At 67.7% G+C, this 12831-nt stretch carries 12 protein-coding genes; 3 read left to right on the top strand and 9 right to left on the bottom strand.

What is annotated here, in order from left to right:
* Nucleotides 1–3: 3 nt before the first annotated feature.
* From guaB to OR37_RS13190, 4 genes are all read right to left on the bottom strand, one after another.
* Complete coding sequence (gene guaB, locus OR37_RS13170) at nucleotides 4–1467, bottom strand: IMP dehydrogenase (protein ID WP_004620639.1); 1464 nt, start codon at nucleotides 1465–1467, stop codon at nucleotides 4–6.
* 143 nt (nucleotides 1468–1610) lie between these two features.
* On the bottom strand, nucleotides 1611–2030 hold the full coding sequence (locus tag OR37_RS22160; RefSeq protein ID WP_004620640.1) for a hypothetical protein: 420 nt from the start codon (nucleotides 2028–2030) through the stop codon (nucleotides 1611–1613).
* 325 nt (nucleotides 2031–2355) lie between these two features.
* A complete protein-coding gene (locus OR37_RS13185; RefSeq protein ID WP_004620642.1) occupies nucleotides 2356–3072 on the bottom strand; it encodes an RlmE family RNA methyltransferase in 717 nt (238 codons plus the stop codon).
* A complete protein-coding gene (locus tag OR37_RS13190; protein ID WP_004620643.1) occupies nucleotides 3069–4175 on the bottom strand; it encodes a Ppx/GppA phosphatase family protein in 1107 nt (368 codons plus the stop codon). The genes OR37_RS13185 and OR37_RS13190 overlap by 4 nt, the downstream gene beginning before the upstream one ends.
* Before the next feature lie 162 nt (nucleotides 4176–4337).
* On the opposite strand from OR37_RS13190, the gene hspQ reads away from it, so the two are divergent.
* Together hspQ and phhA are read left to right on the top strand one after the other, a co-directional pair.
* The gene (gene hspQ, locus OR37_RS13195) at nucleotides 4338–4667 is read left to right on the top strand and encodes a heat shock protein HspQ (RefSeq protein WP_004620645.1); all 330 of its coding nucleotides are present in this window, start codon (nucleotides 4338–4340) and stop codon (nucleotides 4665–4667) included.
* 82 nt (nucleotides 4668–4749) lie between these two features.
* Nucleotides 4750–5628 carry a phenylalanine 4-monooxygenase gene (gene phhA / locus OR37_RS13200; protein ID WP_004620646.1) on the top strand — a complete coding sequence of 293 codons (879 nt, stop codon included), beginning with the start codon at nucleotides 4750–4752 and terminating at the stop codon, nucleotides 5626–5628.
* Here the strand turns inward: phhA and OR37_RS13205 are convergent.
* Entirely contained in the window at nucleotides 5589–6788 is a 1200-nt protein-coding gene (locus OR37_RS13205) for an acyltransferase family protein (protein ID WP_004620649.1), read from the bottom strand. The two genes, phhA and OR37_RS13205, sit on opposite strands and share 40 nt — an antisense overlap.
* A gap of 15 nt (nucleotides 6789–6803) precedes the next feature.
* Here OR37_RS13205 and OR37_RS13210 point away from each other — a divergent pair, with 15 nt between their 5' ends.
* Complete coding sequence (locus OR37_RS13210) at nucleotides 6804–7763, top strand: LytTR family DNA-binding domain-containing protein (RefSeq protein WP_004620650.1); 960 nt, start codon at nucleotides 6804–6806, stop codon at nucleotides 7761–7763.
* Here OR37_RS13210 and astB read toward each other — a convergent pair.
* From astB to OR37_RS13230, 4 genes are read right to left on the bottom strand one after another with little or no spacing between them, the layout of a single operon-like run.
* The gene (astB, locus tag OR37_RS13215) at nucleotides 7760–9103 is read right to left on the bottom strand and encodes an N-succinylarginine dihydrolase (RefSeq protein ID WP_004620652.1); all 1344 of its coding nucleotides are present in this window, start codon (nucleotides 9101–9103) and stop codon (nucleotides 7760–7762) included. The two genes, OR37_RS13210 and astB, sit on opposite strands and share 4 nt — an antisense overlap.
* A complete protein-coding gene (gene astD, locus OR37_RS13220) occupies nucleotides 9100–10554 on the bottom strand; it encodes a succinylglutamate-semialdehyde dehydrogenase (protein ID WP_004620655.1) in 1455 nt (484 codons plus the stop codon). Before astD ends, astB begins: the two co-directional genes overlap by 4 nt.
* Nucleotides 10551–11555 (bottom strand): arginine N-succinyltransferase, encoded by a 1005-nt coding sequence (locus OR37_RS13225; protein ID WP_004620658.1) that lies wholly within the window; start codon nucleotides 11553–11555, stop codon nucleotides 10551–10553. The genes astD and OR37_RS13225 overlap by 4 nt, the downstream gene beginning before the upstream one ends.
* Nucleotides 11556–12800 carry a hydrolase gene (locus OR37_RS13230; protein ID WP_004620659.1) on the bottom strand — a complete coding sequence of 415 codons (1245 nt, stop codon included), beginning with the start codon at nucleotides 12798–12800 and terminating at the stop codon, nucleotides 11556–11558.
* Nucleotides 12801–12831: the final 31 nt, after the last annotated feature.

Here is a 12831-nt window from a genome sequence, read left to right on the forward strand (position 1 = left end):
CGGCTAGACCGCGCTCGGATAGTTCGGGGCTTCCCGCGTGATCATCACGTCGTGGACGTGGCTCTCGCGCAGGCCCGCGCCGGTGATCCGGACGAACTTGGCCCGTTTCTGGAGCTCGGGGATGTTCGGCGCGCCGACATAGCCCATGGCCGCGCGCAGGCCGCCGACCAGTTGGTGCAGCACCGGTGAGATCGGGCCCTTGAACGGGGTCTGCCCCTCGATGCCTTCCGGCACGAGCTTGAAGTTGTCCGTCACTTCCTTCTGGAAGTAGCGGTCGGCCGAGCCCCGGGCCATGGCGCCCACCGAACCCATGCCGCGATAGCTCTTGTACGAGCGGCCCTGATACAGGAACACCTCGCCGGGCGCCTCCTCGGTGCCGGCGAACATCGAGCCCATCATGGCGGTCGAGGCTCCGGCGGCGATGGCCTTGGCCAAGTCGCCCGAGTACTTGATGCCACCGTCGGCGATAATCGGCGTGTTGCTCTCGCGACCGGCGCGCACGGCTTCCATGATCGCGGTCAGCTGCGGCACGCCCACGCCCGCGACGATGCGGGTGGTGCAGATCGAGCCCGGACCGATGCCGACCTTCACCGCGTCTGCGCCGGCGTCGATCAGGGCGCGCGCGGCGTCGTAGGTGGCGATGTTGCCGGCCACGATCTGAACGCGGTTGGCTTCGCGCTTCAGACGCGAGACCGCTTGAGCGACCTGGCTGGAGTGGCCGTGGGCGGTGTCGATGACCACAACGTCGACGCCGGCGTCCACCAGCCCCATCGAGCGCTCGAAACCGGCGTCGCCGACGGTCGAGGCCGCGCCGACCAACAGGCGGCCCTTGTCGTCCTTGGCGGCCAGCGGGTGGGCCTGGGCCTTCTCGATGTCCTTGACGGTGATCAGGCCGACGGCGCGATAGGCCTCGTCGACAACGATCAGACGTTCGATCTTGTGCCGGCGCAGCAGCTCGCGCGCCTCGGCCTGATCGACGCCTTCGGGGACGGTGATCAGGTTGTCGCGGGTCATGATCGCCGAGGCGGGGACGCTGGCGTCGCCCTCGAAGCGCATGTCGCGATTGGTGACGATGCCGACCAACTTGCCCGAGCCGCGCTCGACCACCGGGAAGCCCGAGATCTTGCGGCGGGCCGTGATCTCGCGGATCTCGGCCAAGGTGGTGTCGGGGTGGATGGTCAGCGGATTGATGACCATGCCGCTTTCGTAGCGCTTGACCTCGCGCACCTGGTCCGCCTGCTCCTCGTTGGTGAGGTTGCGGTGCAGGATGCCCAGGCCGCCGGCTTGCGCCATGGCGATGGCGAGGCGGCTTTCGGTCACCGTGTCCATCGCGGCGGACACGAGCGGAATATTCAGACTGATTTCACGCGTGAACCGGGTCTCGGTCGTCACCTGGGTAGGCATGACGTCGGACGGGCCGGGTTCGAGCAAAACGTCGTCGAAGGTCAGGCCTTCGCGAATCTCCATCGGAGTCTCCATTTTGCGGCGCGGATATAGCCGCGAGGCCGGCGGTTGTCGACCCGCCGGATCGCTAAAATGGAGATGAATTTTCGCCCGATCGAGGATCGCGGCGCCGGCTTCCTCCGCCGACGCCGCGTCTAGAACACGATTTAGGCCGGCTTGGCGCCCGGCGTGCCGCACTTCACGAACTTGCCCTTGCCGTCCTTGCAGCTGGCGGGCTTGGCGGTCGCCGCCGCGGCCGGCGCCGGGCACTTGATGAACTTGCCCTTGGCGTCCTTGCACTGGGCGGGCTTGGCCGCCGGAGCGGCCGTGGCGGCCGGCGCCTTGCTCATCGGCGCGGCGGGCGGAGTCGTCGCCACGGCCGGCGTCGCCGCCGTTTCAGCCGAGGCCGGGCACTTGGTGAACTTGCCCTTGGCGTCCTTGCACTGCGCCGTCTTGGCGGGCGCGGAGACCGCGGTCGGGCATTTGGCGAAGCGGCCCTTGGCGTCTCGGCAGGTTTCGGCGAAGGCGCCGCTGGCGGCCGTGAGACCAAAGGCCAGCGCGATGGCGATACTTAGGGTTTTGGACATGGGAAGCCTCTGATGGCGACGCGTGGAAGCACGCACACCGGATGCTCACGCTCATTCGGCGTCCATCGCAAGAGTTCTAATTGTTAAATGGCCAGTGAATTCTAAAGACTAAAAGTAGCATTTCAGAAATTTAATCAATTCAAGATTGAATATCCTTACTCCGATAACTTTCGCGAAAGGCGAGACTCCGCAAATACTCAATTTTAAGAATACAAAAAGCTAGGACACACCCGCAAAGATTGTGAAGCGCCCACGACAGACATCGCCTGATGAAAGGCCGCGCGCGGCCTCAAGGGCAGTTCGATAGAGCCGCGTCCGCCGGGCCCTAATCCCCGCGTCCCTTGAAGCCCGTCGCGACCAGGAACACCTCGGAGCTGTCCTGCCGGCTGGCCTTGGGCTTGAAGTGCTGGACCTTGTCGAAATGGCGCTTGAGCCGGGCGATCACATCGGCCGTCTCGCCCCCCTGGAAAGCCTTGGCGACGAAGGCGCCGCCTGGCTTGAGCACGTCGATGGCGAACTCGGCGGCGATCTCGATCAGGCCGACGATGCGCAGGTGGTCGGTCTCGCGATGCCCGACGGTATTGGGCGCCATGTCCGACATCACGAGATCTGGCTCGCCGCCCAAGAGCGCCAGCAGCTTGGCCGGCGCGTCGGGGGCGGTGAAGTCCATTTCCAGCAGATGAGCTGGGGCTACCGGATCGACGGGCAGCAGGTCGATGCCCACTAGGCTGGTCACGCCCCGCTCGACGGCGATCTGCAGCCAGCCGCCCGGCGCGCACCCCAGGTCGATGACCTTCGCGCCCTTGCGGAAGAAGTGGAACTTCTCGTCGATCTCGCTGATCTTGAACGCCGCGCGGCTGCGATAGCCCAAGGCCCGTGCCTTGGCCGAGAACGGGTCGTTGATCTGGCGCTCCAGCCAGGCCTGCTGGCTGGGGGTGCGACCGTAGGCGGTCTTCAGCCGCGCGGGCTTGCCGCGACCACCTTCGGTTCCGCCAACTGGCGGTTTGACCATGCGTTTGCGGGGCGGCTCTTCGTCGCTCATGCGGCTTCCGGCTTCTTGGATGCGCCGCCGCGACGGCGCCGGCGCGGGCGCTTCTGCTGGTCGGACATCAGGGACATCAGGAGGCCCTCTCTAAGCCCTCGATCGGCGACACGCACGCGCGAACAGGGCCAAAGCTCTTGAACGGCCTGCAGGATCGCGGCCCCCGCAAGGACCAGATCCGCCCGATCGGAACCGATACAGGGCTCGGCGGCGCGCTCGGCCGAGGTCAAGGCCAGCAGGCGATGGGCGGCGGCGTCGCAATCGGTCCGATCCATCCAGAGCCCATCGACGATGTTGCGATCGTAACGCGGCAGGCCCAGATGCAGCCCCGCCAGGCTGGTGATGGCGCCCGACGTGCCGACCAGATGCGCCCTGCCCCGCGCGAAGATCTCGCGCATCGGCTCGGCGTGCGGAAAGGCCTCGATTCGAGCCTTCACGTCGTCGACCATCGCCCGGAACCAGTCCGGATTGGCGCGCTCGCCCTCGGGAAAGCGTTCGGCCAGGGTGACGACCCCGACGGGAATCGACAGCCAGGCCTTGATCGGCAGCTTCCAGGCCGCGAATTGGCGCGGCTTGGCGTCGAGACCGTCGCCCTTCAGATCGACCCAGGACAGCTCGGTCGATCCGCCGCCGACGTCGACCACCAGGGCCGCGTCCTGCTCGCGGTCGAACAGGCTCATGCAGCCGGCCACCGACAGCTGGGCTTCCTCGCGCGGGCTGATGATCTGCAGCTTGAGACCGGTCTCCTCGTGCACTCGGCGCACGAAGGCGGGACCATTGGTCGCACCCCGGCAGGCCTGGGTGGCCACGGCCTTCACCCGCACCACCTTGCGACGGCGAATCTTCTCGGCGCAGACCTTCAGGGCCGCCAGCGAGCGGTCCATGGCCACGTCGGAGAGCTGACCGCTCTGCGACAGCCCCTCGCCCAGACGCACGATGCGGGAATAGGCCTCGACCACGCGAAAGCCGCGCGGCGTGGGCGTGGCCACCAAAAGGCGGCAGTTATTGGTCCCGAGATCGAGCGCCGCGTAGCACGGCGTCTCGACCGGCGACCGCCGGCGCCGCCCGTTCGGGGCGCCGGGCGCGCGCGGCGCCTCCGACATGGTTCAAACCACCTGTCTCGCAGGCGTCGCCAACAACGCGACGCCTCACTTCGAGTCGACCATAGCACGCCGCTCGCCTGTCGGAAGGCGCCCGCTTGTATTCCGGGTTCGGAAGTCTCACCGTTCAGGTTTCAGTCAGGTCCCGCGCACTATCGTTTCCGCATGAACTTGAGACTCGCCAAATTCGCGATTGGACAGGTCGTCAGGCACCGGATCTTCCCGTTCCGAGGCGTGGTGTTCGACGTCGATCCGGTTTTCGCCAATACCGAGGAATGGTGGCAATCGATCCCGGAAGACATCCGGCCGACCAAGGATCAGCCCTTTTACCATCTGCTGGCCGAAAACGGGGACAACAGCTACGTCGCCTACGTGTCCGAACAGAACCTGTTACCCGACGATACGGGGGAGCCGGTGGGGCACCCGCAGACCTCGGTGATCTTCGAGTCGTTCGACCACGGGCAGTACAAGCTTCGCCCCCGGATCTCGCACTAGCCCGCAAAGTCTATCCGCCGATCCGCGTATTCAGCGCAAACTCCGAACAGCTTTTGCGAAATTCAGGGCGTAGCGTCGTTCCATGAGCGGAGATGGCTTTAGCAACGGGCCGCCCCCGGGCGCCCGCCCCGACTGGACGATCGATCAAGGCTGGGAAACCTATTCCCAGGCCGAGCACGACGTCTGGATCACGCTGTACGAGCGTCAGGCCGCCATGCTGCACGGCCGGGCCTGCGACGAGTTCATGCGCGGCCTCGACGCGCTGGACCTGCACCGCGCGGGCATCCCCGACTTCGCCCGTATCAACGAGGAACTTCAGCGCCTGACGGGCTGGAGCGTCGTCGCCGTGCCGGGCCTGGTTCCCGACGACGTCTTCTTCGATCATTTGGCCAACCGCCGCTTCCCCGCCGGCCAGTTCATCCGCAAGCCGCACGAGCTGGACTACCTGCAGGAGCCGGACATCTTCCATGATGTCTTCGGGCACGTGCCGATGCTGACCGACCCGGTCTTCGCCGACTACATGCAGGCCTATGGCCAGGGCGGCCAGCGCGCGCTCGGCCTCGGCCGCCTGGCCAACCTCGCCCGCCTTTACTGGTACACGGTGGAGTTCGGCCTGATGAACACCCCGGCGGGCCTTCGCATCTACGGCGCCGGCATCGTCTCCTCGCGCGCCGAGTCGATCTTCGCCCTGGACGATCCCTCGCCGAACCGCATCGGCTTCGACCTTGAGCGGGTGATGCGGACGAACTACCGGATCGACGACTTCCAGCAGGTCTATTTCGTGATCGACTCGATCCAGACCCTGCAAGAGGTCACGCTGCGCGACTTCGGCGCGCTCTACCAGAATCTGGCCGACGCCACCGACATCGGCGTCGCCGAGCTCGTGCCCGGCGACGCCATTCTCACGCGGGGCACCCAGGCCTATGCGAAGGCCGGCGGTCGGCTGTCGGTCGCCGGCTGACCTTTCAAGCCGAACAGAATCCGCGCGCCCGGAAGCCGCCGCGCGACCTCGTAGGTGACAAAGCAGCCGGCGAAGGTGGCGGCCACCAGGATCGCCGCCTCCAATCCCAGCGGCAACCTCAGCTTGGCCAGATGATGGGCGAGGACGACGATGATCGTCTGATGGACCAGGTAGAATGGGAAAACGCCGACCGTCAGATAGCGCAAAACGGGACCGCCTCGGGTCAGATGCTTGGCCCCAAAGCCCAGAATGGCCACGATCGCGCACCAGGTGTCGGTCGCGTAGACGAAGCGCATCGCCTCGACCAGATGAGGCGGCGGAATGGGCGCGTCATGGCGATAGGTCCAGACATAGCTGGCCCACCCCGCCCACGCCGCGACCGCCATGATCAGCGCCGGCCAGCGAGCGGCGATCATTCGCTGCTTCAGAACCTCTGACTTGGCCAGACCAAAGCCGAGCAGGAAGGCGCTGAACGACACCGCGTGGACATAGTGGTCGCCGATCAGGGCGTGGGTCTCTCCAAACCGGATCAGCAATGCGCGGGCCAAACCCAGAAAGGCGATCGGCCAAACGAACAGCCCCCAACGCGTCAGGACGCGCTCGGCGCCGCCTTGAACGTGTTCTCGCCTCCAGACCAGAAGCATCAAGGCCAGCACGAGGGTGTAGAACAACAGATAGGCCACGAACCACATGTGGTTCCAAGTCGGCGTGGTCAGGCAGTGGCCGTCTACCCCGCACCAGTGACCTTGGGCGGTCATGTAGCGACCCCAGAAATTGTCGACGCTCAGAGACGTCCCGGGATGGGCGGCGATGTACTCGACAACCTGATAGTAGGACTGTGGCGGCACGACCACGATCATGGCGAACAGCAGCGGCGGCAATAGCCGAGCGACCCGCGCGGCGGCCAGCTTCCCGATCGTGGTCCTGTCGGCCATGAACCGCGTCGCCGCGCCCGAGACCAGAAACAGCAGAGTCAGCCGCCAGGGGTTGGTCATCAGCATGAAGGGGATCAGCCCCTCCACGATGCGCGGCGACTTCACATGCCAATCCCACGGCACATAGAACATGCCCGTGTGGTAGAGGATCAGCAGAAAGAACGCGCAGACCCGAATCCAGTCGAGGTCATGGCGCCGATCGAGAGGCGGGGCGGTTTGGGTCATGAGGGGGCGTCCGGCTTGAAAAACGACGCCAAGGACCTGCGTCGCGGGGTCGCCGACCGCCAAGCGCCTCGGGATCAACGGACCCTGGGTGGGACGACCGGAAAGCTATCCGGGACGATCGGCGCGCTTTTCGGGATGACCGGCGAGGACCGTCTGTGGATGGGCCGCGCTTGGCTTCTAGGCGTCGCGCTCGTCTGGGCGATCGCGCTGGTGAACGTGCTGACGATCCAGCATGACGCGCCGCGTCTTGGTCTTGTCCGCCCAGCGATCTGGGAGACGAGCAGCACGCTCGTCACGATCTTCGTTTTCCTGATCCCCGGCGCCATGGCGCTTTGGATGGTGAAACGCCGCCCACGATGGTGGCGGGCCGCGCCGGCCCACCTCATCGCCGTCCTGCTTTATTCGGCGCTTCACGTCGCCAGCTTCGTCGCCATTCGCAAGCTATGCCATTCAGCGCTGCTCCACGAACGCTACGTGTTCGGCCCCCTGTCGACGGAATTCCCCTACGAATTCCGCAAGGACATGATGTCCTACGCGCTGGCCATGATCATCTTCTGGCTGGCGCTGCAGCGCAGCGCCCATAAGCCGCGGGAGCTCCCTCTCCCGGCCGCGCCGCCCACGTTCGACATTCAGGATGGCGCGCGGCGGCTCCGCGTTCCGGTCGCCGAGATTCTCGCGGTTCGCTCGGCCGGGAACTATGTCGAGTTCGTGCTGGCGGACGGCCGCCGTCCGCTGATGCGCGCGTCCCTGACGGCGGTGCTGGGGGACCTCGCCCCTCACGGCTTTGTCCGCTGCCACAAGTCGTGGGGGATCAATACGACCAGGATGACCGCGCTTAGATCGGAAGGCTCGGGCGACTATGCCGTCGAACTCGGCGCGGTGACGGCGCCGCTGTCGCGCCGCTTTCCCGAGGCCCTGGCCGCGCTGCGCAAGGATGGCGCGTCGGCCACTAGCTCCACCGCGGGGGCGATCTAAGTCCCGTTCCGCTGGAAGGGATAGAAATCGGCGCCCAGGTCCAGGATGCCGACGAGCTCGTCCAGCGCCTCGCGGCTCTCGGTCAGCAGATTGGGATCGGCCAGGTCGGCGGGGGCCAGGCGGTCGCGGTAGCGCCGCTCGACCCAGTCGGCCAGGGTCGCGTGCAAGCCCGGAGTGAACCGCTGGGCCGGGTTGGCCGCCGCGAGCTCTTCGTCGGTCAACACCACCCGCAGTCGAAGGCAGGCCGGACCACCGCCATTGCGCATGCTCTGACGCACGTCGATGTAGTCGACCCTTCCGATCGGTCCATTGGATGACGCCAGGCTCTCGGCCACGGCATGGGCGCGCGGATTGTCGCGCGTCTCGACCGGCGCCAACAGCACCAGACGATCCTCGCCAGGAACCACCAGCAGCTGCGAATTGAACAGATAGCTGGCCACCAGATCGGCCATCGGCAGTTCGGCCTCGGACACCTCGACGAAGACCGGTTCGAACAGTCCCTCGGCGGCCGCGCGAACCTGACGCTCCATCCCGGCGCGATCCTCGAAGGCGCGCTCGTGGAAGAACAGGCACTCGCGCGTGCCGACGCAGACCACGTCGTTGTGGAACGCCCCGCCCGCGATCGCCGCCCTGCCCTGCCGGAGAAAGACCGCCCGCGCCGCGCCGTGGCGCCGCTGAACCGCCTCGAAGGCCTCGCGGGTCTGACGCGCCGGAAACGCGCCGTCCCATCGCTCCCAGGCCTCGCGCCCCCAGACGAACAGGTTCACGCCCGGCGCGCCGTGCTCGGCGCAAAGACGAACGTGGTTGGCCGCGCCCTCGTCGGCGAAGTGCGGCTGAGCCGGCAGAGGCTCGTGGACGGCGAAACGCGTCTCGTCCGCGAACAGGCGACGCAGGGACCGACGGGTCTGCGGCCCCTCCAGGCTGCGATGCAGGTTGGTCAACAGGTTGGCGGGCGTGAAGTGAACGCGACCGTCGGCGGCGTCGGCGCTGGGGGTCACGGTCGCCGCGTTGGCGGCCCACATCGGCGAGGCCGAGCAGGACGCCGCCGCCAGGGCCGGCGCGACCTTCCAGGCGCTCTCGATAACGGCGCCGTCGTTCCCGGAAAAACCCAGCGCTCTCAAAAGGCTTACGGCGGGACGCTCATGCGGCGGCAGCACGAACTGGGGCACGCCCAGGTCGTGAAGGCGGCGCATCTTCCCGAGCCCCTCCAGCGCGGCCGCGCGCGGGTTGGACACCTCGCCGGCGTTCTTCTGGCTGGCGAGGTTGCCGGGCGACAGGCCGACGAAGGAGTGGGTGGGCCCGACCAGGCCGTCGCAATTGGCCTCGACGGCGAAGGTCATCCTCGCAGCCCCTTGATATCCTTGAACGTATCCACCACCGCCTCGGCCTCGAAACTGGCCACCGGATAGGCGCAGTAGTCGGCGGCGTAGTAGGCGCTGGGCCGATGGTTGCCCGAAGCGCCCAGCCCGCCGAACGGCATCGAACCCGCCGCGCCGGTGGTGGGCCTGTTCCAGTTCACCACGCCCGCCCGGATGTGCTTGAGGAACTGGTCCCACCGCCCGGCTTCGTTGGAGATCAATCCGGCCGACAACCCGTAGCGCGTGGCGTTGGCGGCCTTCAGCGCCGCGTCGAAGTCCTTCACGCGGCGCACCTGCAGCCAAGGGGCGAACAGCTCCTCATCCGGGATGTCGACGCCGGTGACGTCGATCAGACCGGGCGTCACGAAGGCCTCGCTCAGCCCCTCGACCGCGCCCAGCGATCGAATGGGCTTGCCGCCCATCGCGCTGGCCGTCGCGCGCGCGGCGTTGGCGGCGCGGGCCGAAATCAGCGGGCCCATGAAGACTTCGTCCTGGCCGTTCCACGCACCGATCGACAGGCGGTCGGCCAGAGCGGCCGTGGCGTCGATTACGGCCTGGCCAAAGGCGTCGTCCGGAACGATCAGCCGCCGCGCGCACGAGCAGCGCTGGCCGGTGGTGATGAAGGCCGACTGCGCGACCAAGGCCGCCACGGCGTCCGCGTCTTCGGCGTCCCAGACCACGAGCGGATTGTTGCCCCCCAGCTCCAGGGCCAGGATCACGTCGGGCCGGTCGGCGAAGTGGCGGCGGAAGAAGGCTCCGGCCGCGGCCGAGCCGGTGAACAGCAGGCCGTCGATCTCCTGATTGATCAACGCCTGGCCCGTCTCGCGACCGCCCTGAACCAGATTGACGACGCCCGCCGGAACGCCGGCGGCCTCCAGCGCCTCGACCATCAGTTGGCCGGCCAGGGGCGTTTCCTCGGACGGCTTGAAGACAACGGTGTCGCCCGCCAGCAGGGCCGGCACGATGTGGCCGTTAGGCAGGTGACCGGGGAAATTGTACGGCCCCAGCACGGCCATCACCCCATGGGCGCGGTGGCGCAGCACGGCGCGGCCGAACGGCATGGTGTTTTCGGTGACCCCCGTGCGCTCATCATACGCGCGGATCGAGAGATCGACCTTGCCGGTCATCGAGCCCAGCTCGGCCTTGGTCTCCCACAGCGCCTTGCCGGTCTCGCGGCTCAAGGCCTCGGCGAAGGCGGGCGCCCGCTCGGTCAGGATCTCCTTGTAGCGGCGCAGGATCGCGATCCGTTCCTCGCGGGACCGGTCCGCCCAGCCGGGGAAGGCGCGGCGCGCGGCGGCCACGGCCTCGGCCACGTCGCCCTGGCTGGCGGTCGCGCCGCGCCAGACGGCCTCCTCGGTCGCCGGATCGGTGGAGACCAGCTCCGCGCCCTGGCCCGAACGCCACTTGCCGTCGATGAACAGTCCGCCGCTCATGCCTTCACCCGCACCATTTCGCCTTCGGAAATTCCCAGCGCGTCCAGCGCCTCGCGGCCCAGGATCGCCGCCTCGCCGTCGATCAGCACCGGGGTCCGCACGGCCCGGAACCGCGCGACCTCGCCGGTCGAGACCAGCGCCTCCTCGCCGAAGGCGTCTTCGCCCAGCCTGACCCGCAACCGCCGGGAATCGCGAACCGTCCGGATGTCGTCGCGCGGACAGGCCACGGTCGGACCCGCGTCGAACAGGTCCACCAGGCCCTGGTAGCGGAAGCCCTCGCGCTCCAGCATGGCGCGGGCGGCCTCGCCATCGCGGTGGACGCGGCCGATAACGTCCCGCGCCTCGACAGGCATCAGCTCGGTATAGATCGGGTGTCGCGGCGCCAGGTCGAGAATGAACTGCCCATCGGTCGAGGCGCTCATTCGGTCGGCCTGATCGAAGTCGAGACGGAAGAACTTGTGCGAGACGTGCTCCCAGAACGGACAGCGACCGTCTTCGTCGAACCAGCCGCGCAGCTCGGCCAGCACCATCTCCGCGAAGCGCTGCGGCTCGATGCCGATCAGCATGTAGCGCGACTGGGCCAGCAGACGCCCCGCGCCGCCCTTGCGCTTCTCGGGGCGCAGGAACAGCGAGCCGACCTCAGACCAACCGGCGCATTCGTTCACCAGCACCAGGGCCTTGTGGTCGAACCGCATGTCCAGCACCGGCGACGACTGGGCCAGGGTCACGACCCGGAACGAGAAGTGGGGGCGCTTCAGGCCGACGCCCGCCTTCACCCCGGCCACGCCCTCGATCGAGCCCGTCTCCAGATCTTCCAGCATCAAGGTGTACCAGGCCTCGGGCGGCGCCACGCCGGCCTGAAAGCTGGCTTCCGAGAGATCAAGGCGCGCGCGCAGCGTCGGCTCGTCCTCGGGCAGGCTGGTGAAACCGCGCCCCGACAGCACGGCCAGCTCCATCAAAGCATCGAAGTCGGCGGGGCCGGCGGGACGGACAACGAGCATTCAGTGAGTCTCCATCGCGCTATGGATGGCCCGGGCGTCGATCTCGCCGCTGGCCAGCTTCATCAGGATCAGGGCCGAAAGCTGCGCGCGCTCGACGAAGCTCTCCGGCCAGGCGTGCTCGGCCTCGCTGTGGATGTCGCCGCCGCGCACCCCCAGGGTGTCGACGTTCGGCAGGCCCGAGGCGAACAGGTTGTTGCCCTCGCATACGCCGCCGGACGGCTTCCAGGCAATGTCCTGACCTAGCAGGGCGCCGACGTCCTTCACCGCCCCGAACAGGCGCTGCTGAGCCGCGTTGAAAGGCTTGGCGCCCCGGGTGATCATGCCGTGTAGATGCGCGTGCAGGTCCTCGCCGGCCTCGGCGACGATGCGGGCGACCTCGGCCTCGAACCACGTGGCGGCCTCCGCCTCCGGGAAGCGGACATTGAAGCGAACCACGGCGACGTCCGGCACCATGTTCAGCGGCGCCCCGCCGTCGATCCGCGCGACATTGACGGTGACTCCGTCGCGCTGGCCATTGAGGGCGTGCAGCTTCTCGGCCATCCGCGCAGCGCCGATCACGGCGTTACGGCCGGCGGCGAAATCGCGGCCGGCGTGGGCCGCGCGGCCTCGAACCACGATGTGGAAATTGCCCGATCCCTTCCGCGCCGAGGCCAGGGCCCCGTCCGCCAAGGCCGGCTCGTAGGTCAAGCCCACATGCCCTTCCCGCGCGAACCGGGCCAGCACCGGCCCGGAGGCGATCGAGCCGATCTCCTCGTCGGGCGACAGCAACAGGCGATAGCCGACATTCGCCGCGTCCGGGCAGCCTTCGAAGGCTTCCAGCGCCGCCAGCATGACCGAGATGCCGCCCTTCATGTCGGCGATGCCCGGGCCATGCAGCGCGCCGTCGGGGCGCGTGCGGACGACCTGGAAGGGGCTCGTCTGCGGATAGACGGTGTCGTAGTGGCCGGTCAGCACGACCTGCACCGGCGCCTCGGGTCGGACGATCACGGCGAGCGACGGCGGATGGTGGAATTCGCTCTCGCGTCCCTCGGCGGTGATTTCGCGAGACGCCGATAGCGGGATATCGATCGGCGCGGCGGGCAGAACCGCGGCGGCGTCCAGCAAGATCCGCCTCTGGCGCTCCAACCCTTCGAAGTGCCGACTGCCCGAGTTGACGGCGCACCACGCCACGGCGCGGTCGATAATCCGCCCGCCGTCGCGCGCGATGCGGTCCAGCACCGCGCGATCTTCCGAATTGAGTCGCATGAAACGCCGATCCTCCCTCAGTCACGATAAC

Source organism: Caulobacter vibrioides OR37, assembly GCF_000372645.1.
Taxonomy (GTDB): domain Bacteria; phylum Pseudomonadota; class Alphaproteobacteria; order Caulobacterales; family Caulobacteraceae; genus Caulobacter; species Caulobacter vibrioides_E.